30 protein-coding genes are annotated in these 24,676 nt (G+C 45.7%); 16 read left to right on the plus strand and 14 right to left on the minus strand.

From position 1 onward, the window contains the following. Window positions 1-35: 35 nt before the first annotated feature. The 3 genes from V6D44_RS15325 to V6D44_RS15335 form a co-directional block, all read right to left on the minus strand. On the minus strand, window positions 36-896 hold the full coding sequence (locus V6D44_RS15325; protein ID WP_202328254.1) for an alpha/beta fold hydrolase: 861 nt from the start codon (window positions 894-896) through the stop codon (window positions 36-38). Further along, entirely contained in the window at window positions 883-1,215 is a 333-nt protein-coding gene (locus tag V6D44_RS15330) for an SdpI family protein (RefSeq protein WP_202328255.1), read from the minus strand. Before V6D44_RS15330 ends, V6D44_RS15325 begins: the two co-directional genes overlap by 14 nt. 84 nt (window positions 1,216-1,299) lie before the next feature. After that, on the minus strand, window positions 1,300-1,818 hold the full coding sequence (locus V6D44_RS15335; protein ID WP_202328256.1) for an SH3 domain-containing protein: 519 nt from the start codon (window positions 1,816-1,818) through the stop codon (window positions 1,300-1,302). 191 nt (window positions 1,819-2,009) lie between these two features. Between V6D44_RS15335 and V6D44_RS15340 the strand changes: the two genes are divergently transcribed. Further along, on the plus strand, window positions 2,010-2,222 hold the full coding sequence (locus tag V6D44_RS15340) for a helix-turn-helix transcriptional regulator (RefSeq protein ID WP_087992617.1): 213 nt from the start codon (window positions 2,010-2,012) through the stop codon (window positions 2,220-2,222). Between the two features lies 1 nt (window position 2,223). Continuing rightward, on the plus strand, window positions 2,224-2,607 hold the full coding sequence (locus V6D44_RS15345; RefSeq protein ID WP_087992616.1) for a hypothetical protein: 384 nt from the start codon (window positions 2,224-2,226) through the stop codon (window positions 2,605-2,607). A gap of 31 nt (window positions 2,608-2,638) precedes the next feature. Here V6D44_RS15345 and V6D44_RS15350 read toward each other — a convergent pair whose 3' ends face one another. Beyond that, window positions 2,639-2,908, minus strand: a complete 270-nt coding sequence (locus V6D44_RS15350) for a YfhJ family protein (protein ID WP_010330866.1) — start codon at window positions 2,906-2,908, stop codon at window positions 2,639-2,641. Window positions 2,909-3,032: 124 nt separating this feature from the next. On the opposite strand from V6D44_RS15350, the gene V6D44_RS15355 reads away from it, so the two are divergent. Then, window positions 3,033-3,185: a small, acid-soluble spore protein K gene (locus V6D44_RS15355; RefSeq protein ID WP_010330867.1), complete on the plus strand. Its 153-nt coding sequence runs from the start codon at window positions 3,033-3,035 to the stop codon at window positions 3,183-3,185. 32 nt (window positions 3,186-3,217) lie between these two features. Here V6D44_RS15355 and V6D44_RS15360 read toward each other — a convergent pair whose 3' ends face one another. The 3 genes from V6D44_RS15360 to recX form a co-directional block, all read right to left on the minus strand. Next, window positions 3,218-4,411, minus strand: a complete 1,194-nt coding sequence (locus V6D44_RS15360; RefSeq protein ID WP_253268956.1) for an MFS transporter — start codon at window positions 4,409-4,411, stop codon at window positions 3,218-3,220. A 137-nt stretch (window positions 4,412-4,548) separates the two neighbouring features. Continuing rightward, window positions 4,549-4,869 carry a YfhH family protein gene (locus V6D44_RS15365; RefSeq protein WP_087992613.1) on the minus strand — a complete coding sequence of 107 codons (321 nt, stop codon included), beginning with the start codon at window positions 4,867-4,869 and terminating at the stop codon, window positions 4,549-4,551. Window positions 4,870-4,876: 7 nt separating this feature from the next. Continuing rightward, window positions 4,877-5,668, minus strand: a complete 792-nt coding sequence (gene recX, locus V6D44_RS15370; protein WP_087992612.1) for a recombination regulator RecX — start codon at window positions 5,666-5,668, stop codon at window positions 4,877-4,879. An 88-nt stretch (window positions 5,669-5,756) separates the two neighbouring features. Between recX and V6D44_RS15375 the strand changes: the two genes are divergently transcribed. From V6D44_RS15375 to V6D44_RS15385, 3 genes are all read left to right on the plus strand, one after another. After that, a complete protein-coding gene (locus V6D44_RS15375) occupies window positions 5,757-6,668 on the plus strand; it encodes a TIGR01777 family oxidoreductase (RefSeq protein WP_333516685.1) in 912 nt (303 codons plus the stop codon). A 53-nt stretch (window positions 6,669-6,721) separates the two neighbouring features. After that, window positions 6,722-6,832 carry a YfhE family protein gene (locus tag V6D44_RS15380; RefSeq protein ID WP_003223230.1) on the plus strand — a complete coding sequence of 37 codons (111 nt, stop codon included), beginning with the start codon at window positions 6,722-6,724 and terminating at the stop codon, window positions 6,830-6,832. Between the two features lie 66 nt (window positions 6,833-6,898). Next, window positions 6,899-7,090 (plus strand): YfhD family protein, encoded by a 192-nt coding sequence (locus V6D44_RS15385; protein ID WP_087992610.1) that lies wholly within the window; start codon window positions 6,899-6,901, stop codon window positions 7,088-7,090. A gap of 38 nt (window positions 7,091-7,128) precedes the next feature. Here V6D44_RS15385 and V6D44_RS15390 read toward each other — a convergent pair whose 3' ends face one another. The 4 genes from V6D44_RS15390 to V6D44_RS15405 form a co-directional block, all read right to left on the minus strand. After that, window positions 7,129-7,713 (minus strand): nitroreductase family protein, encoded by a 585-nt coding sequence (locus tag V6D44_RS15390; RefSeq protein ID WP_087992609.1) that lies wholly within the window; start codon window positions 7,711-7,713, stop codon window positions 7,129-7,131. A gap of 86 nt (window positions 7,714-7,799) precedes the next feature. Further along, window positions 7,800-8,681, minus strand: coding sequence for a PhzF family phenazine biosynthesis isomerase (locus tag V6D44_RS15395; protein WP_333516686.1), 882 nt, complete (start codon window positions 8,679-8,681; stop codon window positions 7,800-7,802). 110 nt (window positions 8,682-8,791) lie between these two features. Continuing rightward, window positions 8,792-9,823 (minus strand): FecCD family ABC transporter permease, encoded by a 1,032-nt coding sequence (locus V6D44_RS15400; protein WP_202328259.1) that lies wholly within the window; start codon window positions 9,821-9,823, stop codon window positions 8,792-8,794. Beyond that, entirely contained in the window at window positions 9,820-10,821 is a 1,002-nt protein-coding gene (locus V6D44_RS15405; RefSeq protein ID WP_202328260.1) for a FecCD family ABC transporter permease, read from the minus strand. The genes V6D44_RS15400 and V6D44_RS15405 overlap by 4 nt, the downstream gene beginning before the upstream one ends. A 130-nt stretch (window positions 10,822-10,951) precedes the next feature. On the opposite strand from V6D44_RS15405, the gene V6D44_RS15410 reads away from it, so the two are divergent. Beyond that, complete coding sequence (locus V6D44_RS15410; RefSeq protein ID WP_087992605.1) at window positions 10,952-11,929, plus strand: ABC transporter substrate-binding protein; 978 nt, start codon at window positions 10,952-10,954, stop codon at window positions 11,927-11,929. Window positions 11,930-11,946: 17 nt separating this feature from the next. Here the strand turns inward: V6D44_RS15410 and mprF are convergent, their stop codons facing one another. After that, window positions 11,947-14,517, minus strand: a complete 2,571-nt coding sequence (gene mprF, locus V6D44_RS15415; protein ID WP_087992604.1) for a bifunctional lysylphosphatidylglycerol flippase/synthetase MprF — start codon at window positions 14,515-14,517, stop codon at window positions 11,947-11,949. A 171-nt stretch (window positions 14,518-14,688) separates the two neighbouring features. On the opposite strand from mprF, the gene V6D44_RS15420 reads away from it, so the two are divergent. Next, complete coding sequence (locus tag V6D44_RS15420; RefSeq protein WP_087992603.1) at window positions 14,689-15,171, plus strand: MarR family transcriptional regulator; 483 nt, start codon at window positions 14,689-14,691, stop codon at window positions 15,169-15,171. A gap of 110 nt (window positions 15,172-15,281) precedes the next feature. After that, window positions 15,282-16,838: an MFS transporter gene (locus V6D44_RS15425; RefSeq protein ID WP_333516687.1), complete on the plus strand. Its 1,557-nt coding sequence runs from the start codon at window positions 15,282-15,284 to the stop codon at window positions 16,836-16,838. Here the strand turns inward: V6D44_RS15425 and bstA are convergent. Further along, on the minus strand, window positions 16,835-17,371 hold the full coding sequence (gene bstA / locus V6D44_RS15430) for a bacillithiol transferase BstA (RefSeq protein WP_289346720.1): 537 nt from the start codon (window positions 17,369-17,371) through the stop codon (window positions 16,835-16,837). The genes V6D44_RS15425 and bstA overlap by 4 nt on opposite strands. Window positions 17,372-17,494: 123 nt before the next feature. Between bstA and V6D44_RS15435 the strand changes: the two genes are divergently transcribed. Both V6D44_RS15435 and V6D44_RS15440 read left to right on the plus strand, forming a co-directional pair. After that, window positions 17,495-18,748, plus strand: coding sequence for an MFS transporter (locus V6D44_RS15435; protein WP_202328264.1), 1,254 nt, complete (start codon window positions 17,495-17,497; stop codon window positions 18,746-18,748). Beyond that, window positions 18,714-19,331 carry a TetR family transcriptional regulator gene (locus tag V6D44_RS15440; RefSeq protein ID WP_087992600.1) on the plus strand — a complete coding sequence of 206 codons (618 nt, stop codon included), beginning with the start codon at window positions 18,714-18,716 and terminating at the stop codon, window positions 19,329-19,331. The genes V6D44_RS15435 and V6D44_RS15440 overlap by 35 nt, the downstream gene beginning before the upstream one ends. A gap of 35 nt (window positions 19,332-19,366) precedes the next feature. Here the strand turns inward: V6D44_RS15440 and V6D44_RS15445 are convergent, their stop codons facing one another. Beyond that, window positions 19,367-20,455 (minus strand): acyltransferase family protein, encoded by a 1,089-nt coding sequence (locus tag V6D44_RS15445; RefSeq protein ID WP_202328265.1) that lies wholly within the window; start codon window positions 20,453-20,455, stop codon window positions 19,367-19,369. A gap of 502 nt (window positions 20,456-20,957) precedes the next feature. Here V6D44_RS15445 and V6D44_RS15450 point away from each other — a divergent pair. The 5 genes from V6D44_RS15450 (at window position 20,958) to V6D44_RS15470 (ending at window position 24,661) form a co-directional block, all read left to right on the plus strand. Next, window positions 20,958-21,677 carry an ABC transporter ATP-binding protein gene (locus V6D44_RS15450; RefSeq protein WP_333516688.1) on the plus strand — a complete coding sequence of 240 codons (720 nt, stop codon included), beginning with the start codon at window positions 20,958-20,960 and terminating at the stop codon, window positions 21,675-21,677. Continuing rightward, window positions 21,674-22,681, plus strand: a complete 1,008-nt coding sequence (locus tag V6D44_RS15455; protein WP_289346715.1) for an ABC transporter permease — start codon at window positions 21,674-21,676, stop codon at window positions 22,679-22,681. The genes V6D44_RS15450 and V6D44_RS15455 overlap by 4 nt, the downstream gene beginning before the upstream one ends. Before the next feature lie 16 nt (window positions 22,682-22,697). Next, window positions 22,698-23,336 carry an NAD(P)-dependent oxidoreductase gene (locus V6D44_RS15460; RefSeq protein WP_087992596.1) on the plus strand — a complete coding sequence of 213 codons (639 nt, stop codon included), beginning with the start codon at window positions 22,698-22,700 and terminating at the stop codon, window positions 23,334-23,336. A 74-nt stretch (window positions 23,337-23,410) separates the two neighbouring features. Then, window positions 23,411-24,064: a TetR/AcrR family transcriptional regulator gene (locus V6D44_RS15465; protein ID WP_087992595.1), complete on the plus strand. Its 654-nt coding sequence runs from the start codon at window positions 23,411-23,413 to the stop codon at window positions 24,062-24,064. A gap of 48 nt (window positions 24,065-24,112) precedes the next feature. Next, complete coding sequence (locus V6D44_RS15470; RefSeq protein WP_333516689.1) at window positions 24,113-24,661, plus strand: PadR family transcriptional regulator; 549 nt, start codon at window positions 24,113-24,115, stop codon at window positions 24,659-24,661. Window positions 24,662-24,676 lie beyond the last annotated feature (15 nt).

A 24,676-nucleotide genomic window follows, 5' to 3' on the forward strand; every position in this document is an offset into this window, starting at 1 on the left:
TGCCATTACGACAGACAATTGGGAGGCATTCTGACTTATGTTTTTTTAAGATATTCGAGAATAAGCTGATTGACGATGGCTGGTTTTTCGTGGTTAATCCAATGGGAAGCTTCATCAACAAATATGAGATGCCCATTCTGGCAATGCCTTGCCGTTTCTTTCGCAAGCTTTCTGCTTAAAAAGCGGTCTTCCATTCCCCAGATCATCCGGTAAGGTGCTGTTTCGCAAGTTGCTTTCTCTGATAGGCTTCCTTTTCTGAGGGCTCTGTACCAGTTCAGCATAGCCGTCAGCGCGCCAGGCTGTTTCCACGCTTCTTTGTACCTGCTGACATCCTCGGACGAAAAAAGCTCAGGACGTGTCGATAATCCAATCGCTTGATCTAATGTTTTATAATCATTTTCCTTTAATGATGCCTCAGGTATGTCAGGCAGCTGGAAGAAGGCGATGTATGAGCTTTTCAGCCACTGTGGAGGATAAACCGGCGTTATACTTTTCATGATATGTGGGTGCGGGATGTTAATGGCGATCAGCTTTTCAAGATATTCGGCGCGTGTTGAAGCCAGATGCCATGCGACAGCACCTCCCCAGTCATGCCCGATAACAATTGCTTTTTCATCTGTGAATTGGGTGATAAGCCCGATGATATCATCTCTTAATGTATCAATCCGATATGATTCAATTCCCCCCGGTTTATCACTAAGATTGTAGCCTCGCTGATCAGGAGCAATGACTCGGTAACCCGCATCGGCGAGCGGTTTGATTTGGTTTTTCCAGCCGTACCAAAACTCAGGAAATCCATGGAGCAGGACAATTAACGGGCCGTCCTCCGGCCCTGCGGCTGCAACGTGGAGCGTGATTCCATTTGTTTTGACAAACTGGCATTTAACTCCGTCCACTTCTATCTCCTCCTTGACTGTGCGTCATGTTTTTCAGCCTTTTCTCCGTTAGCATCATTGTGATGACACAGGCCGTTACCAGAAGGCTAAGCTGAAGAATGATCAAGTTCGACTTCAGCAGCACACCCATTCCCGCAATCAACAAGCCTGACAGGATCATCAATGATGCACTGTAACGATTCGCTTCATTCCATAATTTTTCATCTGACATTGAGCGTCTCGTTCTATATCCGTACACACTGTTGATGGATTTGGGAGGAAACAGCTTGGTCAGAATACCTGCTATGACCATAAGGCCTCCGCCTACTAAACCAACCATATCATCATCTCCTTTCTCATTGTTACGTACAGAAAGAAGAAATGTTTCATACTCAGCAAAAAGACAAGCCTCGGCCTGCCTTTTTTATCGTAGGTGTAAGTCCTTTGTCTGAACATAGCCCATGACTCCGCCGTAATCAACAAATGCCCAGGTGAAGTCAAATCCGCCGTTTTCACTGAATCCCCATCCGAGTAATGTTACCTCTGTTCCAGATGAGAGCTGTTTGGCTTTTCCGTTTTCGGGTGTCGGTGCATAAAAGGCTGTCTGTTTTGCCGTTTTCGCTTGGCTTGCGGTTTTCATTAAGAAGTGTGTTGAAATATATGCTTTTTTTCCTTTGAAGTGAATTTGAGCCCAATCGGCATTTGCGAAACCATTGACTGTAACTTTTTGTTCTGATGATAAAGTGCCAAGAATTTTGCCTTTATGATTTGGCTCAGTCCGGACATTCAGCTTTCCTGCTTTTATGATGTAAGAATCGGATGATGGCATGCTGACAGATATGTTGTGAAGGGGCACAGCTTTTGCTGCGGGCACGGAGTGAAGTGCTGTAAAACCCAGTCCTGCTGCAGCTGTTAAAGCGAGCATTACTTGTTTCTTTTTCATACAAAGCTCCTCCTCGCAATTTGACCAAGATATAGGTGGTATTCCCTGATTGACAGGCGGGTGAAACACATATTGTTTATTTTTTTATCCTGTTAAGGTAATTTTAAGGAATGTAAGGTGTACATTACGTAATAATTCCTGTATCGTTATTTTTGTAAAGTAGACGTTACATATGGAGAGGACCTATCAAGATGAAGCATGGGGTGCGCAATTGCGTAAAAGAATACAGAAAAGACAAAGGGTGGACACAGGACCAGCTTGCAGAACAAATCCAAGTCACAAGACAGACAATTATCGCGATTGAAAAACAAAGATATGAACCTTCAATTGGTACTGCAATTAAATTATCTACCGTGCTGAACTGCTCATTAGATCAATTATTCTGGATAGAAGGAGAAAGGTAATATGAACATGACGTATCGTACCGGATTATTTTTTCAAGCACTGCTTCCTATTTTATTATATGTCCTTTATTGGCATTCACCATCAAGGTTGACACTCTTATTAGCATTTATTGGAACTTCAAGAGTTCTCTATTCTGCCCTGCGTATCCATAAAAATAAACTATGGAGAAAAGTACATTTGCAAAATGACCAGCGAACTCGATCAAATTCTCATTTTGCCGGTTACATATCTCATTGGGTAATGATTGTTGTTTTACTTCTAGGGGTTATATTGATTCATCAGTCTATGCTTCCTCTATCATATCTGCAGCTGATTACTTATACTGCTCTTCTTGGTTTTTTAATTAGAATGGTGGTCAAAGATGTACTGAATACAAATGTATAAAAAAACCTGCCGGATGATAACGGCAGGTTTTTTAATGCAAAAGGCCTCTGCTTTGGTTTAAGTAATCATTCACGTTGTCACGGGAGCTTTGGAAGAGGTGGAGCTGGCCGCCATAGTTTTCGATCCATTGTGTAACGATTTTTTCGGTCATTTTTTCACCCTGATAGGCGTGTCCGGCTTTTGCATAGGTTGCTTCGAAGTCGCTCCATAACAACTCCACCCATGTTTTTGCCTGTATATAGCTGATCATCTCGTTCTTTTCCAGAAGCAGATTTGTCAGTTTCTCAATGTACGTATTCATGTGTGCAGTCTCCTTTCTTCAGGAAAAAAATGACGCTTTAAAACGTGCTGTTCTCCATATACTAACCTTACGTCTTCATCTGGAAAGACGCAACTTTTTGATCTCGAACCTAGGGGGAAATGACATGGTCCGGAATAAAGAAAAAGGATTTCCTTACGAAAACGAAAACAAATTTCAGGGTGAACCGAGAGCAAAGGACGACTATGCTTCAAAGCGTGCTGACGGTTCAATCAATCAGCATCCTCAAGAAAAAATGAGAGCCTCCGGCAAACGGTAAAGAAGAACAGCTGCATGCGCTGCAGCTGTTTTTCACCCTTTATTGACCTGATACTCATAGACGTTCTTCTTTTCTGATAAGTGGGCAAGGGTTGAAAGCACGAGTCCGCATGCGGTCATAAGCGCTCCGCCCGCAAATAGCCAGGAATAAGAACCTGTTCCGCTCAAAATCATCCCGCCGATCCACGCACCGAGCGCATTAGCAAGGTTAAACGCCGACACGCTGACAGCGGCGGCAATCGTTGTGCCGCTCTCAGAAGAGGAAATGACCTTCGTTTGCAGCAGAGGTGGTGTGCCGAATGCGCAAGCCCCAAATAAGAATGTTGCAACAATGGCTGCGGCCGAGTAAATGGCGATGTAAGGAAATACAGTCAGGACACCGATCAACCCGATCATCACACCGATCATCGTCCGAGTGAGCAGAGGAAGCGGCACTTTTCCCGCAAAGAAATTCCCCGCAACGCCTCCCAATCCGTACGCAAAGAGAGCGCCTGTAATGCCGACTGTGCTGAATCCCGCTGAATGTCTCAAAATGGGTTCGATAAAGGTGTAGGCGATAAAGACGCCGGAATAGCCTAAAATCGTAATCGCGAAGGAATACCGCACTTGTTTGTTTTTAAATACCCCCCACTCATTCATAAGCGTGGGGATCACTTTTGGTTTTCTGTTCGGAACGGCAGCCATGAGGCCCAAGAATCCGATGCCCCCAAGTGCGGTAATGATAGAAAATACCGCTCTCCAATTCAGGACATCTCCGAGATAAGAGCCGAAGGGAACACCAAGCATCAGAGCCACTGTCAGTCCGCCGTTCATTGAGGCTGCGGCTGCGGCACGCTTTTCCGGCGGAACCATTTCACTGGCAAATACCATGGCGATCGCAAAGAAAGCGCCGTGAATGGACGCGGATAAAATTCTTGAGACGGCCAATACCGCAAAATTAGGTGCCAGCGCGCTCATCAGGTTTGAAAGGATAAAAATCGCCATCAGCCCAAGCAGCACAGGCTTTCTCGGGAGCTTGACGGAAATGATGGTGACGAGCGGGCCTGTCAGACAGACGCTTGCCGCATAGGCCGTGACAAGAAGCCCCGCGGATGAAACCTGTATATGAAAGTCATTGGCAATCGACGTCAAAGTCCCCATCACAGCGTATTCTGTGTATCCGATTGAAAAGGTACAAATCATAAGAACAAAAATAATAAATTTCACTGATGGTTTTTTGATACTCAACGTCGATCGCCTCCTTCGATTTTAAAAAACAACGAGTTTCATCTTAAAAGATTTATGGAGTGAATTCAATGATTTTTTCTTTAAGATTCAGTGTAAATGTGCTGCAAATAAAAAGAGGCTGATATTCAGCCTCTCTGTTACACTTGCTTCTTTTCTTGCAATACTGAGATTGGCAGCGCTTCTTCTCGCTGAGGAGACGAGGTTCTGTATCCCCATGCGAAAACGCCATTTAAATAACTGATGGTAAACTCGTCCTCAGTGTCTTCCACACGATACGTTTTTCCCGGTGAGAAATCTTCCGGAGTCAGCAAATATGCCTTTGCCATCGTAATTTTCCGTTCGAGCACTGCCAGTTCGTTGATGATCCCATGCTGTTCCGCTTTTCTTGCTTTTTCAGAAAGTGATGCGATTTCGGTATTGAGTTCGTGCGGTGTCATTTGACTGTATCGTTTCTCCATTTTTCAGCTACTCCTCTTCTTGCAGAAATTTCTCGATTAAATCGAGTGAGAATCCTTTGCGGAATAAAAATTGTTTGACCTTCATGGCGCTTTCATATGAGCCGTCAAAGCGGTATTTTCTAAACGCTTTTTCGGCGTGAAGGCGCAGCGCTTCTTTCTCTGTGTCTTCATCATTTTCATATTCAATCTGCTCTAGCGCAGCGCTGATGACATCAAATGAGAAGCCCTTGCGCTGAAGCTGCATCTGAGCGCGCTGTTTGAGTTCTTTCGTCGAAAGTTTTTTATCTTTTTTGAGAAGCTTTTCAACATGCTTCACTGCTTCTCTCGTCTGATCTTCAAAGGAAAAGGAACTTAATGCCTCCTTAATTGTATCGTCGTCGATCCCCTTCGCTCTCAGCTCTCTGAACAAAACATCAGGGCCTTTTCCGTTCGTTTTTTTGTGGGTGCTGACATAGGCCGCGGCAAATTCCTGGTCGTTTAGGTACTTATAGTCGTTGAGCTTATGGATGACTTCCGCAATTGCAGGCGCTGAGGTTTCTTTTTTCTTTAAGTGGTCCTCGACCTCTTTCGTTGACCTCATTCGGTAGGATAAAAAGTCAAGCGCACGGTTGAAGCCTTTTTTTACTTCATCACCGTATTGAATCTCAATGATATCAAGGTCATCAAGCTCTTTTCCCTTTTTGAGCTCAAATTTCACGAGCACGTCCGCGTCCACACTGAAGGCGTATTTTTCATCCAGAAAAATATTGAAGCGTTCCGTATTCTTTTTTTGCGTTGATATTTTTGTAATAAATGGCATCTTAATCTCCCTTCTCAGGCCTGAAACGCGTTTTCTTTGATTAAAATGAGGTAAAGTATAGTTATTAGAACGATGAGGAGAGATGTTTATGAATATCGCAATGACAGGCGGAACCGGTTTTCTCGGCCAGCATCTGACAGGCGTTCTTACCCGCCAGGGACACCATGTTTATATTTTATCAAGAAACGCAAGGGAAACTGAACAAAAAAATATGACATATGTTCAATGGCTGACGGAAGGAGCCGCGCCGGAGCAGGAACTTCCTCATATTGATGTCTGGGTTAATCTTGCGGGAAAATCGATTTTTGGCCGCTGGACAGAAAAAACGAAGCAGCAAATCCTCTCCAGCCGTATCAATGCGACACGTGAAGTGCAGCGGCTTATTCATAAACAGAAGGAAAAACCGAAGACGCTGATTCAGGCCAGTGCCGTGGGCATATACGGCACAAGTCTTGAGAAAACCTTCACAGAGGATTCCGCAACGTCAGATGAGGATTTTCTCAGCCATACTGCACATTTGTGGGAAAAGGAAGGACAGAAAATTGAGGCGATGGGCATCCGAACGGTTTATGCGAGATTTGGCGTGATGCTTGGGGAAAAAGGCGCTCTCCCGCTTATGGTTCTTCCCTATAAGCTTCTGGCCGGCGGAACGATCGGGACGGGCAGACAGTGGCTGTCATGGATTCATGTCGAGGACGCGGCCCAGATGATCCGATATGCGATGGAAAACAGCGACATTTCAGGACCCATGAATGTCACCGCGCCAAACCCTGTGGAAATGAAGCAATTCGGAAAAACGATTGCGCGGGTGAAGCACAGCCCGTACTGGCTCCCCGTCCCGGAATTCTTTTTATCAAAGGCATTGGGTGAAATGAGTCTTCTGATTGTGAAAGGACAGCGCGCCCTGCCTAAAAAAGCGATGACCTCCGGATTTCGTTTTGCATATTCGGATCTTGAATTCGCGCTCTCACAGTTGATTACGAACCGAAAGGCTGTATAAAAACGGAAGGAAGCGTCAACCTTAAGAATAACATGGTTGAAGGAGGTCCTTTTATGGAAAAGAAGAGGGAGAAGCATCAGCAAGGCGCCAATCTGAAGAAAATGCAGGAAGTTCTTTATTCAGGCGAATTTAAAAAAGCGGAAAAAGCTGCTAAGCGCAAGTAGGAATACATAGCCCCTTTATGCCAGATACTATGTTTGTTTGATATCACTTTTTAGGGGGAATTTGATATGGGCAGAAATCATATTCACAAAAACCGTGATAAAAACAAACAAAAACTTCCTCAAGTTCCCGACGCATTAAAAAGGGAAACTGACGGTGTTTACGAAGAATATTCAAGCGAGCTTGCTGATGCGAATGACCGCGAAGCGCAAGAGCGTGCGAAAGCAGCAGACAACAGAGCGAAAAAGAAAACTCGTTAACGAAAAACCCCTTGTCTCCGTTTGAGACAGGGGGTTTTTTACATGTCGGTGAACCGTTCACGGATCGGCGTGCGCTTTTTCACTTCCGGCGCTTCGTCAGGATAGCCCGTTTGTATGATAGCGGCGAATCGTTCATGATCCTGTAAACCAAAGGCCTGATGCACCTCTTTGTCGTAAAGGATTTTTCCGCTTTTCCAAACCATGCCGATTCCTTTTTCCCAGGCAAGAAGCTGAAGATTTTGAATCAATGAGCTGGTTGCCGCAAAATCATCGTCTCGCGCTCTTTCGTTTTCATCTTCTTGAAACACGACGAGCAGAAATCCCGGTACGCGTCCAAGTGTGTTTTTGAAATTTTGAAGCTTTTCCTCTGTTATATCCGGCTTGGATTTCTTAGAGAATGCTGCAAATGTGTTGATCAGATTTGCTTTTCCCGTCTCACTAGAAACGTAAATAAATCTCCATGGCTCTGTCACTCTGTGATTTGGCGCATATTTCGCCGTTTCAAGCATGTCAAGAATATCTGCTGAAGGTACTGGCTCTTGTTTAAATTTTCGAATCGATCTTCTGCTGCGTATGATGTCCCGCAGGGCTGAATGTTGATGTATCTGTTCGGTTTGAGGCATACCGTCTCACCTTCCTAAGCAATTGAAAATGATTATCATTCATAATGATAACGGATAGTGCATCTTTTTGTAAACCATCATCCGTATTAGATTTTTAGAATACGGGTTCCTGAGTAAACAGCCGTTCCTGTCATATTCACTTTCACACGGCCGCCGTCTTCGTTCATTTCGATTTCCACTTTCCCGTCTTTTCCTATTTCCTGCCCTTGTTCAATGATAAATTCTCGCTGCCCGGCATTGCCGTACTGTTTCATATAAGCCCCCATCACGCCGGATGCCGTGCCCGTCACGGGATCTTCTATCGTTCCCGAATACGGGGATGAAAAGTGCCGTCCGTGCAGGTCGCTGTCGGGATGAATGGTTTCAAAGGTAAACGGGTGGACTGAAGCGTTTGGCAGATCAACTAATACTTCCGGAAATTGTTTGTTATCAGGCACCATTTTTTTGGAGGCCTCTAATGATTTAAGCGGAACGATGGCTGTCCATATGCCAGTGCTGCCAAACACAATCGGAAGGTCTTCATGCAAATCTTCTTCAGAGATTCCTAGCGCGCCCGCAAGTTTTTCCCGATTGCCTGTAAATGGTTTGAATTGCGGAGATGCCTGTTCAAGCGTGATATGAATGCGGCCTTCTTTTTCAGAAGTCTTCACAGGCAGGATACCGGCTTTTGTCTGGATACTGTATGTTTTACCGCTCTCCAGCATTCCTTTTTCACATAGTGCGTAAAGAGAAGCAACTGTTGCATGGCCGCACAAGTTCATTTCGTGTCCAGGGGTAAAGTAACGGAGTTCAAGATCAGCCGGCTCGCTTTTCCGGATAAAGGAGGTTTCTGAATATCCGGCACGCTCAGCTATGATCTGCATCTCTTCGTCAGTGTAATGGTCTCCCTCCAATACAACGCCTGCGGGGTTTCCTTTGCCGGGACTGCTTGTAAATGCTTCATATTTTAATACCTCTATTTCTTTCACTTGTCTGCCGCCCTTTCTTTATCAATGTCTCTGTCAGTATACCAAAAATGATTATGAATTTTCAGTCATTATCAAAAAAACCCATTTTCTTTTGAAAATGGGTGTAGCCATCAAGTGTTTCTCGTTTTATAGAGCAAATAAATAAAATAAGGGGCGCCGATAGCGGCTGTAAAAACGCCGGCTGGCACTTCCACCGGAGCAAATAAGGTTCTGCCGACGATGTCAGCTGTTAGGACGAGCAACGCCCCTATGAGTGCCGACGCCGGGAGGAGCGCACCATAAGACGAGCCGACGAGGCGTCTTGCAATATGGGGCGCCATCAGCCCGACAAAACCGATTGTGCCGGCAACCGAAACCGCACAACCCGTAAGAGCCGTGCTCAAAAGAAGCAAGAAAAAACGATTGCGCTGCACGGCGCTTCCCGCACCCGCCGCAATATCTTCGCCCAGCACCTGTATATTCATATTTTTCAGCGCGATAAAACAAATAAAAATGAGAATGACAGATAAGATAATTGCTATTTTTACATGCTGCCAGTTTGATCCATAAACTGATCCAGTGATATACACATTGGCTTGTGATGCTCGGTAAATTGGGCCTTTGATCATCAGCAGGGTGGTCAGCGCCTGTGCCGACATTGAAAATCCGATCCCGATAAGCACCAGCCGAAATGTGGAGGCGCCATTTTTGTATGCCAGTAAATAGACGATGAGCCCAACAGCTGAGGCACCGATAAATGCAGCCGCCGGAAGCCATGACAGACTGATCGTAAGTGAACTGCTGCGGTCTGTAAAAAACATCATCACAAGCACGACTGCTACCGCCGCTCCCCCCGTTATTCCGATAATATCCGGAGATGCGAGAGGGTTTCTGACGAGCCCCTGCAATATCGCGCCTGCCGCCGCCAAGCAAACGCCGGCGCATAAAGCGGTCAAAATTCTTGGCAGGCGGAATGACATGATCATCAGTTCATCCAGCTTGGAGCCTGCACCAAAAAATGTTTTTGCCACATCCCAGGGAGGAATAAACCTTTGTCCGAGACCAGCGCTAATGATCAGTACAGCCGCTGTTAATCCCAGTAAAACGAAAAAGACGATCCATGCTTTCTTTTCAGCCGCGGTAACGCCAAAACGAAGTTTCATAGTTTTGCCCCCCTTCTTGCGATGTATACAAACACAGGCATACCGATGATGGCTGTCATGACCCCGACAGGAACTTCCTGAGGCATAATGATATATCGGGCCCCGATATCCGCGGCAACAAGCATAACCGCACCCAAAACAGCGGAAAACGGCAGAATCCAGCGATAATCATTGCCGACGATAAACCGCGCAAAATGCGGAATAATGATGCCGATAAAGGAAATCGGCCCGGCAATGGCCACAGCAGATCCGGCAAGCAAGACAACACAAAGCGCCATCACAAATTTCAGCAGGCCCGTTTTTTGGCCGAGTCCTTTTGCCACATCTTCTCCCATAACGAGGAGATTCATTTTCTGGCCAAGAAAGAAGCTGATCATAAGCGCTGCGGCTGCATATGGAAGCATTGTCATCAGCAGATCCAGACTCCTGCCCTGCACAGAGCCGGTCAGCCAAAAAAGCACCTGAGCGAGCTCGAGTTCATTGACAGAAAGCAAGCCTTGTGTCAGAGAAGAAAACATGGCCGCCATGGCAGCCCCCGCCAGCGTCAATTTGATTGGCGTCAGCCCTTCCCTTCCAAGCGAGCCTGCGGCATAGACGATCGCAGCGGTAAATGTTGCACCGAGAAAAGAGCTCCATACTAGCGCCTGAGGTGATTGAATATGCAGAAAAAACGATCCGGCAACAATAAAAAAACCGGCACCGGCGTTAACTCCGAAAATCCCCGGTGACGCGAGCGGATTTTTTGTGAGCGCCTGCATGAGAACGCCTGCGGCTGCAAGCGAGGCGCCGACAACTGTGGCAACTACTGCACGCGGGAGTCTGACGTCTTTGATGATGACATGTTCATTTGTACCGTTGAAAGAAGTAAACGCCTGATAGACCTGTCCCCATGACGTACCTGTATAGCCGTAAACAACGCTTGCACAGACAGCCGCCAATAAAGTCAAAATCAGACATACTAACACAATCCATTTTGAAGATGCCTTTTTGCAGATCATGATCTAATTCTCCTAGTTTTTTACTATGTCATGTTTGTTTTTGAGAATAATCCTCAATTAGGGATTGACACTCTCAACACTGCTTATTATGATCTAAATGATAATGAATTTCAATATTGGGAGGAAAAAGATGAAAAAGCGCATCAGCACGCTATTCGTATTTTTAATGGCCCTTATGGTGCTTTCTGCCTGTAATAGTTCAGAAAGTTCAAGCGACAGCGAGGGGACAAGCAGCAAAACCAGAACGGTTAAACATGCAATGGGGACATCAGACAACATTCCCGCCAATCCAAAACGGATTGTTGTTTTAACAAATGAAGGAACAGAGGCGCTCTTAGCGCTTGGCATTAAGCCTGTCGGAGCCGTAAAGTCATGGAAGGGCGACCCGTGGTATGACTATCTGAAAGATGACATGAAAGGTGTTAAAAACGTCGGTCTTGAAACGGAACCGAATGTGGAAGCGATCGCAGAATTAAAGCCTGATTTGATTATTGGCAACAAAGTGCGCCAGGAAAAAATATATGATCAGTTAAATGCGATTGCGCCGACCGTTTTCGCCGAATCTTTGGCTGGGAACTGGAAGGAAAACCTGACTCTATATGCCAACGCGTTGAATAAGGCGGACAAAGGCAAGGAAGTCATTGCCGATTTTGATAAACGCGCTGCCAATTTAAAAGAAAAGCTTGGCGATCAGACAAATAAAACCGTTTCTGTCGTACGCTTTTTATCCGGCGAGTCAAGAATCTATTATACCGATTCATTCTCGGGGATTATTTTAGACCAGCTTGGCTTTAAACGCCCTGAAAAACAGGTGGAGCTGTTTAAGAAACAGAAAGATCAATTTACGTTCTCAACAGACAGTAAAGAGTCCATTCCTGAAATGGATGCCGATGTGCTGTTTTATTTCACGTATAAAGCCGATAACGCAAAAGAAAATGAAAAATGGGCCAGCCAGTGGACGAGCAGTTCACTATGGAAAAACCTGAAGGCCGTGAAGTCAGGTAACGCCCATGAAGTCGATGACGTCGTATGGACAACCGCAGGCGGAATTAAAGCGGCAAACTATCTGCTTGATGATATTGAAACCTATTTCTTAAAGGCGAAATAAAAAAGGACTCCGTCTGGTTAGACGGAGTCTTTTTTGCTTTTACCGATCAGCCGCGTAACGAGGAACATGGTGACAGAAAGAGATCTGTTTTTCCGGTACGCCAAGTATTTGCCGCGCCACTCCGGTTTATATTTTTCTTTAAAGGCCCTGAGCCCGCTGAAACTGTACATGTATCTGACATTATTAAAAATGACAGCGGCAAATCTTTCTGACCAGAAGGATGTAAAGGCGGTGCCGACATTGGCCAAGGGCGCCATTCCCATGTTAAACGACGTGCAGCCTTCCTCCTTCGCCCATAAAAACATGCGGATGAACAATGCGTCCATAATGCCGTTCGGGGCGTCATCGCGGTAGCGCATCAGATCGACTGAGATTTCCCCTTCCTGATACATCGGCATGACATTTGCGAAGGCAACGATCTCTCCTTCTGCATTTTTCATGTAGGCGATCGGCGCTTTCTGTAAATATGAAGGATCAAAAAATCCGAGCGAGAACCCCTTCTCCTTTTTCGAGCCGAGCCATTCATCCGAGATTTGTTTCAGTTCCTCCAAAAACGCATCAGAAAATGGGGGATGATCGATATGGAAGGTATATCCCTCCCGCTCAAAGCGGTTATTGATTGCCCGAAGACCGGCTTTTTTCTTCCCGGTCAAGGTAAATGTATTTAAATCCACATAGGCTTCCTCGCCCAGTTTAAAGAAGTTATAGCCGAAATCGTGATACAGCGCCATGTCCTCTCGTTCAATTTGATAGAACAGAACACTGAATCCTTTCTGATGCGCTTCGTTCAGAAATTCTTCCAGCACGAGCGGGAACGATTCTCTTCGGCCTGACGGATCGCCGAGCACGACCAGCCTTCTGGCGATTTTCCCAAACAGAAGCAGTGCATTCCCATCACTTGAAAAATAAAACCGCTTATCTCCAAGATAGCCGAGGTGGCTCAGCGCGTTCCCGCCATTTTGATTTAAAAATAAAGCAAGGCGATCGGGATCAGCTTTTTCCCCGATTGGTTTTGTCTTTTTATGATACACCACTGTAAATAAAAAGAAGAACAGCGGCACAATGATGATCGCCATGATAGTTGCATAGGTAATATGCGAGTCGCTGTGGACGAAATATTCGTGGCGCATCACCTTCTTCATATGTTCCCAAATGAAACCTGCAATGACGTTATAGTTAAAGAGCGCCACAGTGAAAAGCGCTGCAGCGAAAATCATTTGTCCGAGCGTATAGGATGCCTGTTCTCGAACAAATTGTTTTTTCAATAGCACAAGCAATACAATAATCACCGGCAGTACGAATATCGCACTGATGTTGAGTCCTTTTAAGAAGCTGAACACAAAACCGCCGACAAGCGCTGTAATCGCCATCGTATAGGAGCGTTTTGTCCGTTTATAAAGCTCGATCGGCAAAATCAGCAATATAAGCGCTGAGCTTAAGGACAGGCCGTTGAACAGCAAAAGGGCCGGGCGCGGAATGTGCGGAATAACCGTCAGCCTGTCAATCGGCAAAGATACTGAAGCCAGGACAATCAGCCCGGCAACAAACACAATAAGGGAAAGCGAGCCCTGCAAAATTCTTAGTAATATCGCCCGCTGGACGACAAGCAAAACGTTTGTCGTCTCAATTGCCGGTGCGATGCGCGGATTCGTTTCGAGCCGTCTCATTGTATTTTCGGTCAGGTTGCCGGCAGCAAAGAACAATCCCAGACCGAATGGGATAAATGAATAGACGATCCTGTACAAGAGAATAGATGTCACAATGGCCTCCTGATGATAGCCAAGCTGCTCCATCCCGAGCAAAAACAAAAGGTCAAATGAGCCGAAGCCGCCCGGCACGAGACTAATCATCCCTCCGATCGCCGCAATGACGAATACCCCGAACACATACCGGATATCAGCATGAATACCCATGGCGAACAAAGACAGATAGATGACGCCTCCAGCCATTAGCCATTCGGCAACGGAAGCGCCGATATAAGCGAAAATCGGATTTTTCACTTTGTCCGCATTTTCTTCGTCTCCGGTTTTACGGCCTTTTAATTTAGAAACCGCTAGTGATAGCGGCAATAACAGCGCGAAACCGATAATGACCGCCCACAGCCAAGGCTTTTCATGAATCACTTCATCCACTGGCAGCACTCGTGCGGCGACGAAAATGCTGAAAACAGATAACCCGAGAAGCATTGAGGATGTAAGCCAGGCGATTCCTTTTACGAGCGCCTTATGGTCTTTCGTATGCTCTTTATAAAACATCATTCTTAACCCGACTCCGGCTAAACCGCCGAACCCGAGCACATTATTAAATGAATTGGCGATCCAGGAAACCCTGAATACCTTTCCGTTTGTGATCGAAAGGCGCAGTGAGTATTTCAAGACATAATCATACAGCGACATGGCCGCAACAGCCAGCAAGCCGACCAATACAAGGATAAATAAGTCCGTACGTTCCAGGCCGTTGATGACCATGAGCGTGCGTTTGAATGACAGATTTGTCAGTTCTTTTTTTGATTGATAAATAACAAATAGTAAAACCGCAATAGGAAAAACAATTTTTAAAACGGATAAAGCATTCTTTTTAATCAGCAATGGTCTCTCCAATCATATTCTAGTTCAATCTGCTTCCCTAATAATCTCCCACTCATTATACACTACCGTTATTTTTCGGACAAAGTCCCGCATGCGGTTTCTGCTCACTTTCTTTCGAGAGTGAAAATCGAGTAATATGGTAAGAGGAGCGAATGATGAGGAAGTGATGAAATGGAATATAATTTACATGATACAACGGTATTAAACGAAAACATTCTTTCATCTGAGGAACGGGAAATATGGGTGCTTTATATGAAAGTCTTAACCTCTGCCGGGCTCGGTGACGTGTCCGAGTGGATGAAGCTGGATATGAGCATGCCGCAAATGAAAGTGCTGATGCTATTAAACAACCATGGAACACTGAAAGTAAGCGACATTGCTGAAAAAATGGGGGCTTCCCTGTCCAATACAACAGGGCTGCTTGACCGCCTTGAGAAATCAGGGTTTGTCAAACGCTCACATTCTGAAGAGGATCGCCGCTCAGTGGTTGTTCAGTTGACTGAGAATGCAAAAAATATTTTTCGTGGTCTTTATGAAAAGGGCCACCTGAAATTAAAGCGTTCCCTTGAACTGCTGTCTCCTGAAGAAAAGCGGGCTGTTTCCGAAGGGCTTTCTATCCTTTCAAAAGCGTTAGAGAAAGTGAAAAAAGAATAAATTTTTAAGTCTGTCCTCCGCAAACCGCGGAAGCAGGCTTTTTTTATTTGACATTTAGTTCATTTTGAATGAATAATATATTCAAAGTGAATAAAAAGGGGTTGATGAATATGTCTGAAGCATCGGTAGAGCAGAAAAGCCAAAAGTGGGCGATCAGCCTGTTTACCATCGGTGTGTTTATGGCTGCGCTGGATAACGGAATTATTTCGGCGGCTTTAACAACGATAAACGAGTCGTTTGCCGTTTCTCCTTCCTGGGGGTCGTGGGGCATTACCCTTTATACGCTCGGCCTTAGCGTCAGTGTGCCAATCGTCGGAAAGCTTTCCGATCGCTACGGCAGAAAGAAACTCTTTCTCATTGAGGTTTGCCTGTTCGGACTTGGTTCTTTGCTTGTTGCTTTGAGCCAAAGCTTCCCGCTCTTTCTGATCTCACGGCTGATTCAGGCGCTTGGGGGCGGCGGGATTTTCATTATCGGCAGCTCACACATTCTCGCTACTCTTCCAAAAGAAAAACAGGGGAAGGCGCTTGGGCTACTTGGTGCGATGAACGGGATGGCCGCTGTTCTCGGGCCGAATATCGGAAGCTTTCTGCTTGACTGGACCGGATCTTGGCATTGGCTGTTTTTGATTAATCTGCCGATTGCCGTGTTATTGGTTGTTTTCGGTGCATGTTTTATTGCAGAAACAAAAGCGCCTGAAGCTAAACGCCTTGATACAGCGGGAATCCTCCTTCTATCCCTGTCGATTTTAGCTGTGATGTACGGCATGACGAATCTTGACGGTGCAAATCTCTTAAACAGCTTGGGAGATCTAGAGGTTTATGGATGTATTGGTTTTGGCATTCTTTGTTTTGCAGGGCTTATCTTGTTTGAAAGGCGGATTGAAATGCGCGGGGGCGATCCGATTTTGGCGTATTCTCTGCTGCGCAACCACATGTTTCAGCGCACGCTTATTATCGGTTTGTTATCTGGCGGACTCTTGGCGGCGGTCATTTTTATCCCGTCATATGTTGAGCAGTATTTGGGTGTCCCTGCTGCAAAAGCAGGCTATTGGATGACACCGCTTGCGTTAGCTTCAGGAATCGGCGCTTGGCTTGGCGGAGCGCTCACCGACAAAAAAGGTCCGGTGAAAACCGTTATTCTTTCAGGAATCATTTCATGTGCGGGATTTGCTTTATTTCCGCTTTGGGTGACGGAGAAATGGGAGTTTGTAATCGCTAGTGTGGCGGCAGGCATCGGTTTTGGCTTTCTGTTAGGCGCCCCGCTGAACGTCCTTGTATCAGAGGCGGCGAAAACGAATAAAGGCACAGCGCTTGGCACGCTTTCATTGGTGAGGCAAATCGGACTGACATTGGCGCCTACTCTTTATGCAGGTTTTATCACAGCCGGTTTTGACCAAATCGGTGATGAAATCAAAAACCGCTTATCGGATAGCAGACAATCAGAAACGGCGATGCAAGCGATTCCGAAAATCGACAGTTCTGATGTTTCTGCTTTACAAGCACAAATCGAACGCATTCCCGTGCCTGAAGTCAAAACCGCGATAAGCGATGCCATTCACGCGAGTGTCGCCAGCGGCTATGATCATTTATATGCAGCGGCGGCTGTGATTTCACTGCTGGTGATTGCCGCTATGACTCTTCCGGCTTTCCGCCGGCAAAAGCGTTAAGACCACCCCATCCGTTTGGAAAGCTCCGTAATATGGGCGATATGATGATGTGAGTGCCAGACATACAGCCCCAGTGCGTTCTCCAGGGTCATGATCTCTTTTGTGTCGGGGTGATAAAAACCACACTGAAATTGCTGATCCGTCAGGGTGCGGAGAAGAGCCGCCCATCGCCCGTGAAGCGCCTGCAAAAGTGCGAGTGAACCGCTCGGATCAGCTGTTTTCGGGTCCTTTAGCTCCGACCACGCTTTTTCATCATATGGACGGATGGCCGGTGTCTCTTCCGTCAAGCTCAGCTTAAAACGAATATAGCTGTTCATATGACTGTCAGCCAGATGGTGAACAACTTGCCGAACGGTCCATCCCCCGTCCCGGTACGGTGTGTCAAGCTGGCTGTCCGTCATGCCTTCAACGGCTTGTTTCAGTTTTGCCGGCACTTCTTCAAGGGCTTGAATCCATTCTGCTTTTTGCTCCTTCGATACGGATTTCCTCGGCTTGTATTCTCCAATTGGATAGCTTAGATTGGCTATAGTCATGTACGTTCCCCCTTCTGATTCATCTTCTCCTTTATTTTACAAGAAAAAGATTGTATCTTGCGATTATTTCTCATACAATAAAAACGACACTATTGTCATTTTTATTAAACAGGAGGATAAATCATGGAAAAACCGTTGTTTCGCAACCAAAAAGGGCTGATGACACTGTTAGCCTCGCAAACCATTTCTTCACTTGGAGACTGGCTTCACATTTTGGCCGTGCTAACGTTAGCCGCTTTTCAGCTTCACGCTTCACCGTTAGATATGTCATTTTTGATGATGTCCTTCGCTTTGCCTGTCATTGTACTCGGTCCGGTATCGGGTTTGCTTGCCGACCGCTTTGACAGAAAAACGATCATGTTTCTATCGGAAATCGGCCGTGCCCTCACCGTTATCAGCTGCGTTTATGTCAGTGAGCTTTGGCATCTTTACATATTGCTAAGCCTCCAGAGCTGTTTTTCTTCACTTTTTTCACCTGCTAAAAACGGGAAGCTTAAGGAATTGACTCCAGAAGCGCACATTCAGCAGGCCGTTTCCGTCAGCAGCATCATTGATAACAGCTCTAAAATTTTCGGTCCTGCCCTTGGCGGCATGCTGATCGGCACAGTCTCTATTCATTCTGTTTTCTATATCAACGCCGGCGCCTTTCTTCTATCCGCTGTTATTTTGTTTTTTCTCCCCAAAGATGCTTTTTTACCAAAAGCCCATACACCTCAAGAAAAAACATCGGCACTTGCTTCTATAAAAGAAGGCCTTCAGTTTATGAAACGGGTGCCGCTTCTTTTAACAGGCTTGCTCACCGCTTGTATTGTTCTCTTTGTTTTGCAGATTGGTGATTCGCAGGCGATCATTCTCATCCGCTCCTTTTCCGGCGCTCCTCCCGAGCTTGCAGGCTGGTGCATGGCCGTAAGCGGAGCCGGAATGCTCCTTACAGCGGCAATTGCCGGCAGGCGGCGAATCACTTCTTATTTACTTTATTTCTCAGCTGGAACCTTTCTGCTTGGAATAGCGGCTGGGGGTGTGCCATTTCTCAGCGGCATGGGAATAGCCGGCATCGCTCTTTTTATTTTCGCTTTTTTCATCATGGGAGCGGCTTTCGGTCTTGTCCATATTCCATTTCAAATTCTCGTGCAGACAACAGTGCCTGTCGATTACAGCGGCAGAGTGTTTGGCGCCATTCAGAGCGCGACGACCCTCGCCTCCATCCTCGGCATGGCGGGCGGGGGTGTACTGGCGGAATGGATCGGTGTATCACTTGCATTTCTTGTCTGCGGCTGCTTGCTGATCATGGTTGGGTTGATTACACTTGTAGGTAAGAAAATTGCAGAAAGCAGGCGATATCTTGTCACCGAAAGTAACAAAGGAGCACAAGGATAAACGGCAGGCCGAGATTTTAGAGGCTGCCAAAACCGTTTTTAAACGAAAAGGATTCGAATTAACGACAATGAAAGACGTTGTGGAAGAGTCAGGTTTTAGCCGAGGCGGTGTCTATCTTTATTTTTCAAGCACTGAGGAGATGTTTCGCCGCATCATTGAAGCCGGGCTTGATGAAGGGCTCCGAAAGCTTGATAAATCAGCTGAGCACCAAAGCGTTTGGGCCGCCATTTCCAGCTACTTGGATGAACTGGCTGATGGCCTGCTTGATGCAGCGGATACATTGGCGCCGGTGCAATTTGAATATTTGGTAACAGCTTGGCGCAATGAAGAGCGGCGGCAGTATTTGGAGAAACGGTATGATCTTTTTGTAGAAAGGTTTTCAAAGCTATTGCAAAAAGGAATTGATCAGGGGGAATTTCAGCCTCTGCAGCCGCTGGCGACGATTGCGAAGTTTTTCCTCAATATGAATGACGGCATCATCCAGAACGCGCTTTATTTCGATGAGGAAAAGGCTGATGTATCTGGACTTGCTGAATCTGCAAAATTATATTTCAAAACGGTACTGCAAGTGGATGAGAAATAAAAAACACGGCAGGAGAGAGGCTCCTGCCGTGTTTTTCACCCTGCGTGATCACCCACTTCTACTGTTACTTTTTTCTGTTTTGGCTGATAGACCTTCCCAACAAATAAATAACCGTATTTGAATTTATTCAATGCCCATGAGGTCAGGATCGGACCGGCTGTGCACACGGCAAACAACAGAAGAACAGCAGGTACGGCAGGAATTCCTGGCATGTTTGTAAACAAAACATAGCCTATGATCATAAAATAGGCATGCAGCAGATAAATCGAAAAGGAATAGTTGCTGATAAACATCACGATTTTCGGCACATGCTTCATGTTAGAAAACAAGTGAAAGCACAGGAAAATCACGCTTGTCGAATACAGCATAATATCAGGCCGTTTCGAACTGATCATGCCGGTTTCTCCGCCATAAGAAACAGTGACAACCAGCGCAGCAGAAGCTAGCGCGGCGCCGTATATCACCCAGCGGTATTGGTTCAGCAGCGCTAAAAAACGCTTGTACTCTTTTCCGCAATAGTAGGCCAGACAAAAGTAGAAAAGCCAGCCTGTGAACGGAACCCAGAAGAATGGAAACGCCCCTCCCTCTTCAGAAGCAGGAGCCGGGCTGGCTGCTGAGAAATAGCTTAAATAAGCGGCTGTCACCACAAATGAGATGGACAGCACCCATTTCGGCGATGCTTTTTTCAAATACTCATGAAAAATTATATGCAGAATGTAAAACTGAAAGATAACGAGAATAAAGTATCCGATAAAGTTTCCTAACAATACGTTCGCCAGGTATTTTTGCACAAACGCGAGAAAGGTCACCTCTCCTCCCATCGCACTGGTCATCAACAGTGCATCAATAGACGCGATAAATAAAAAAGGAACGAAAATCACTTTTCCCCGTTTCTTTAAAAAACCGTCCGGAACCCCATCAGGATAAGAACGGGCCAGCAAAAATTCAGAGATGAAAATGAAAGCAGGCGTGCTGAACATCAGGAGTGTGCGAAAAGAATCTACGGTGTGAGAAATATTAGCGAGAGCTTCTGCCTGAAGCATCAGGACCATTGAAATGATATGGAGCAGGACAACACATAAGCACGAAATGCAACGGATCATAAAAATTTCTTTAATTTGCATAACAGCGCTCCTTTATTACAAATTTTTAGAAATCGTTGGTTGTACCTTAACACACCTGCTCTAATTGAAAAAGTGGCTGATGTCTTATCTTTCTCTATGCATGAAAGACTAGCAGCCATATATATCCCTGATTTTTTGATAGGCGCTCTCCAGCCATTTGTTCTGTACATCCAGAGTGCTATGTTTAACGTGTGAAAACAAAGTCCTATTCACATGTTCGAACCCGCAAAATTGCAAAATGCCTTTCTTAACGGTAACCCGATCCGCATTACGTCTTATCCGATTCATATACGGGCGCATCAGCCGTCTTTTCATAACCTTTAGGAAGCGTCCTCGGTTTCTTGTTCATGCTTCAAAACCATAGTCACATACGATAGAATGTTTCAAATACATATTTCCATAGTATAGAAGTGAGTGATTACTCACTTTACAATCTCCTCCATTCATGATAATTTATAGATGAGTGATTACTCACTTTTAAAAATAAGGAGGTCAGATTAATATGGACATCATAGAATTGCGGGATGTCAGCAAACGATTCAGCACCAAAACAGTTTTAGAGCCTCTCACCTTTTCTGTGAAACAGGGCGAAATCTTTGGATTGCTGGGCCCCTCCGGATCAGGAAAAACGACGCTGATTAAAATGATGATCGGGATGCTGAAGCCATCAACAGGTACAGTTGCTGTGTGCGAAACGCCGATGCCGAATTTGAACATGTTTCACCGTATCGGTTATATGGGCCAGTCTGACGCGCTTTATGAAGATTTGACCGCAAAGGAAAATCTTTCATTTTTTGCCGGACTGTTTGGAATGAGGGGAAAACGAAAGCGCGAGCGGATGAATCAGGTTCTTCACTTGGTCGACTTGACTGAACATGCCGACAAGAAAGTGAATGCTTTTTCTGGAGGGATGAAAAGAAGGCTGTCCCTTGCGATAACACTCGTTCACGAGCCGGACGTTTTCGCTCTTGATGAACCGACGGTCGGGATTGACCCCGTTTTGCGCCGGGCGATCTGGGAGGAACTCGGCCGCCTGAAAGAAAACGGAGCCGCCATTGTTGTGACGACACATGTTATGGACGAGGCTGAAAAATGCGACCGGCTTGGGCTGATCAGGGATGGTAAGATGATTGACAGCGGTTCGCCTAACGAACTGATGAACAAATACGAAGCAGCATCTATTGAAGATGTTTTTCTTCTTTCAGGAGGAAACCCAACATGAGAGTAGCTGTACTTGCTGTAAAAATCATTCTGCAATTTTACCGGGATAAACGAACACTTCTTTTGATGCTGCTGGCTCCGCTTTTGGTCTTGACTTTGGTTCACCTCATCCTTGATCATAAGGAGGACTCATTTCATGTCGGAGGGTATCATCTGCCGGACGAAATGACACAGCAGCTGGAGACAAAAGACATCAAAGTGACGGAATTTTCAAACGCCGATGCAAAACAGCATATAGATGATGACCAGATGGACGCGTTTATTTCATTCACGGATCAGCATATGAAAGTAACACTTGATGGCAGCCAATCTAAGAATGAACAATTGCTTCAGATCATCACAGCTGAAGGCAATCAGCAAAAACAGCCGGCAGAGATCTCTTATGCGTACGGCAAAGAGGATTTGAGCACGTTTGATTATACCGGTCCGACATTGATCGGCTTATTTATTTTCTTCTTTGTCTTTTTAATCGCTGGTATTTCTTTTTTAAGAGAACGGACGAACGGCACGCTTGACCGGATTCTCTCAACGCCTCTGCGCCGCTGGGAAATTGTGGCCGGCTATGGATTAGGGTTTGGATTGTTTACAACCCTCCAATCTTTGTTGATCACTTGGTATGCTGTTCAAATCCTCGGATTGTACCAGGATGGATCGTTCTGGCTTGTTTTGCTCGTAACGGTCATGCTTTCTTTGACAGCACTAACACTTGGCACATTTTTATCCGCGTTTGCCAATAACGAACTTCAGCTGATTCAATTTGTTCCGCTCGTCATCGTGCCGCAGGTGTTTTTCTCAGGCCTATTCCCGATGGACAGTCTGGCAAGCTGGCTACAGTCATTGCAGCTGGTGATGCCCCTGTACTACGGGGCCGACGCCTTACAGCTGATTATGATGAAAGGTCAAGGCGTCTCACATATTACGTCTGATTTGCTTATACTGGCGGGCTTCACCATTTTATTCGCATTATTAAACATTCTCATTTTGAAAAAATATCGAAGACTGTAAAAGAGGTGTTCTCTGATTGACAAATCGAAGTGAAAAAATCGCTATTATCGGCGGAACGGGTAAAGCCGGCCGCTTTATTGCCGGTCAGGCTCTTGAAAAAGGCTATCAAGTCCGCATGCTCGTCCGGCACCCGGAGCGGCATCCCCATCTTGATGAAAGAATAGAAGTCATTCGCGGAGATGCCCAGCATCCCCAAAGCATCCGCACGCTGCTGGAAGGATGCAGCGCCGTCATCAATACGTTTGGACAGCCTGAGAGAGCTGTCCCGTTATACAGTACAGTGACAGAACTCATCCTTACTGTCATGGAAGAATACAACATAGACAGATATATCGGTGTGACCGGCGCTTCGTTAGATATCGAAGGCGACCGAAAATCATTGGTTTATAGAATAGGCGCGCTTCTCTTTCGCCTCCTCTATCCGCAAATGATCGCCGACAAAAAGAAAGAGCTTCATATAGTAATAGACAGCGGATTGGACTGGACGCTTGTCCGCCTTCCTTTTGTAACAGAAGCTCAGGCTCAAGGCGCTGTAAAAGTTGATTTCCTCAATTCACCCGGAATGAGGATTACCAATTCAGATATTGCTGCCTTTTTGGTTCAGCAGATTGAGGGTCATTCCTTTTCACAAAAAACACCGTTTATCTCAAATTAACAGCGGGATTGGTTGTGTTCCCTGTCCGCCTTTTCTATAATAAAGGGAACAGGCTTTCAGAAGGAGTACGAACAATGGATGCGAAATCTCTTGAAGAATTATTGTATATAGAAGGCGAACAAATGAAAATGAGCGAAAAACAGCGGCTCATTCTGAATGCGGCTATTGAAATGTTTGCCGAAAAAGGTTTTGCCTCAACATCCACAAGCGAAATAGCAAAAAAAGCCGGCGTTGCTGAAGGGACGATTTTCAGGCATTATAAGACGAAAAAGGATTTGCTGTTGTCAATTGTAATGCCGACGGTAACAAAGGTCGTTGCTCCCGCTTTTGCCAAAAACTTCAGCAAAGAAGTGTTTGAGCAGGATTATCCGTCTTATGAGGTGTTCATTCGGGAAATGCTGAACAACCGCTTTGAATTTGTTAAAAAGCACTTCCCCGTGTTGAAGATTTTTATTCAGGAAGCCTTCTATCAGGAAGAATTCAGAAATGTGTATAAGCAGGTCTTCAATGAACACGTATACGATAAGTTCAAGCACATTATCGAGCATTTCCAAAGCACCGGCGAACTGCGGGACCTTCCGGCGGATACCATCATCCGCACGACGATCTCTTCTATCATCGGACTTATCATTACTCGATTTTTGCTGATGGGAGAAGAAATGGATGAAGAGCTTGAAAAAGAGCGGACGATTCAATTTATTTTGTATGGAGTTAAACAAAAAAGATGAGCGCTGGCTCATCTTTTTTATGAAACAGCCATAGACACGGAGGATAGCATGAGAGTATTAAAATACGCCATATTAGGGCTTTTGCGAAAAGGCGAATTGAGCGGCTATGATATTACGAGTTATTTTAAAGAGGAGCTCGGCCAATTTTGGAGCGCCAAGCACAGCCAGATTTATCCTGAGCTCAAAAAGCTGACGGATGAAGGGTTTATCACGTTCCGCACAACGATTCAAGGCACGAAGCTGGAGAAAAAGATGTACACCCTGACAGACAGCGGAAAGCAGGAGCTGCATGAGTGGCTGATCCGCCATCAGCCGATACCGGAGACGGTGAAGGATGAATTTATGCTGAAGGCTTATTTCATTTCTTCCCTGTCGCGGCAGGAGGCTTCTGATTTGTTCACAGACCAGCTGCGAAAACACAAAGCCAAGCTGTCTGATTTGCAGGAAAGCTATAAAAATCTTATGGTTTCAGCGGAGACGATGTCGTTTACTTCACCGGACTTCGGCCACTATCTCGTGCTGACGAAAGCGCTGGAGCGGGAGAAAAATTACGTTTCTTGGCTGGAATCGATTTTAGCGATGATAGATGAGGATTAGCGGGAGCAGCCTTCA

The sequence above is a fragment of the Bacillus sp. 0209A genome (assembly GCF_036765095.1).
Classification (GTDB): Bacteria; Bacillota; Bacilli; order Bacillales; family Bacillaceae; genus Bacillus; species Bacillus subtilis_G.

What these genes read in the sequence shown, in the direction of transcription:
- V6D44_RS15465 (WP_087992595.1), top strand. Translation starts at nt 23,411, where the DNA reads ATGGATGCGAAATCTCTTGAAGAATTATTGTATATAGAAGGCGAACAA.
- V6D44_RS15330 (WP_202328255.1), bottom strand. Translation starts at nt 1,215, where the DNA reads ATGGTTGGTTTAGTAGGCGGAGGCCTTATGGTCATAGCAGGTATTCTG.
- V6D44_RS15345 (WP_087992616.1), top strand. Translation starts at nt 2,224, where the DNA reads ATGAACATGACGTATCGTACCGGATTATTTTTTCAAGCACTGCTTCCT.
- V6D44_RS15365 (WP_087992613.1), bottom strand. Translation starts at nt 4,869, where the DNA reads ATGGAGAAACGATACAGTCAAATGACACCGCACGAACTCAATACCGAA.
- V6D44_RS15410 (WP_087992605.1), top strand. Translation starts at nt 10,952, where the DNA reads ATGAAAAAGCGCATCAGCACGCTATTCGTATTTTTAATGGCCCTTATG.
- recX (WP_087992612.1), bottom strand. Translation starts at nt 5,668, where the DNA reads ATGCCATTTATTACAAAAATATCAACGCAAAAAAAGAATACGGAACGC.
- V6D44_RS15380 (WP_003223230.1), top strand. Translation starts at nt 6,722, where the DNA reads ATGGAAAAGAAGAGGGAGAAGCATCAGCAAGGCGCCAATCTGAAGAAA.
- V6D44_RS15445 (WP_202328265.1), bottom strand. Translation starts at nt 20,455, where the DNA reads ATGCAAATTAAAGAAATTTTTATGATCCGTTGCATTTCGTGCTTATGT.
- V6D44_RS15390 (WP_087992609.1), bottom strand. Translation starts at nt 7,713, where the DNA reads ATGCCTCAAACCGAACAGATACATCAACATTCAGCCCTGCGGGACATC.
- V6D44_RS15350 (WP_010330866.1), bottom strand. Translation starts at nt 2,908, where the DNA reads ATGAATACGTACATTGAGAAACTGACAAATCTGCTTCTGGAAAAGAAC.
- V6D44_RS15435 (WP_202328264.1), top strand. Translation starts at nt 17,495, where the DNA reads ATGGAAAAACCGTTGTTTCGCAACCAAAAAGGGCTGATGACACTGTTA.
- V6D44_RS15340 (WP_087992617.1), top strand. Translation starts at nt 2,010, where the DNA reads ATGAAGCATGGGGTGCGCAATTGCGTAAAAGAATACAGAAAAGACAAA.
- V6D44_RS15400 (WP_202328259.1), bottom strand. Translation starts at nt 9,823, where the DNA reads ATGAAACTTCGTTTTGGCGTTACCGCGGCTGAAAAGAAAGCATGGATC.
- V6D44_RS15375 (WP_333516685.1), top strand. Translation starts at nt 5,757, where the DNA reads ATGAATATCGCAATGACAGGCGGAACCGGTTTTCTCGGCCAGCATCTG.
- V6D44_RS15425 (WP_333516687.1), top strand. Translation starts at nt 15,282, where the DNA reads ATGTCTGAAGCATCGGTAGAGCAGAAAAGCCAAAAGTGGGCGATCAGC.
- V6D44_RS15450 (WP_333516688.1), top strand. Translation starts at nt 20,958, where the DNA reads ATGGACATCATAGAATTGCGGGATGTCAGCAAACGATTCAGCACCAAA.
- V6D44_RS15335 (WP_202328256.1), bottom strand. Translation starts at nt 1,818, where the DNA reads ATGAAAAAGAAACAAGTAATGCTCGCTTTAACAGCTGCAGCAGGACTG.
- V6D44_RS15385 (WP_087992610.1), top strand. Translation starts at nt 6,899, where the DNA reads ATGGGCAGAAATCATATTCACAAAAACCGTGATAAAAACAAACAAAAA.
- bstA (WP_289346720.1), bottom strand. Translation starts at nt 17,371, where the DNA reads ATGACTATAGCCAATCTAAGCTATCCAATTGGAGAATACAAGCCGAGG.
- V6D44_RS15470 (WP_333516689.1), top strand. Translation starts at nt 24,113, where the DNA reads ATGAGAGTATTAAAATACGCCATATTAGGGCTTTTGCGAAAAGGCGAA.
- V6D44_RS15420 (WP_087992603.1), top strand. Translation starts at nt 14,689, where the DNA reads ATGGAATATAATTTACATGATACAACGGTATTAAACGAAAACATTCTT.
- V6D44_RS15355 (WP_010330867.1), top strand. Translation starts at nt 3,033, where the DNA reads ATGGTCCGGAATAAAGAAAAAGGATTTCCTTACGAAAACGAAAACAAA.
- V6D44_RS15455 (WP_289346715.1), top strand. Translation starts at nt 21,674, where the DNA reads ATGAGAGTAGCTGTACTTGCTGTAAAAATCATTCTGCAATTTTACCGG.
- V6D44_RS15405 (WP_202328260.1), bottom strand. Translation starts at nt 10,821, where the DNA reads ATGATCTGCAAAAAGGCATCTTCAAAATGGATTGTGTTAGTATGTCTG.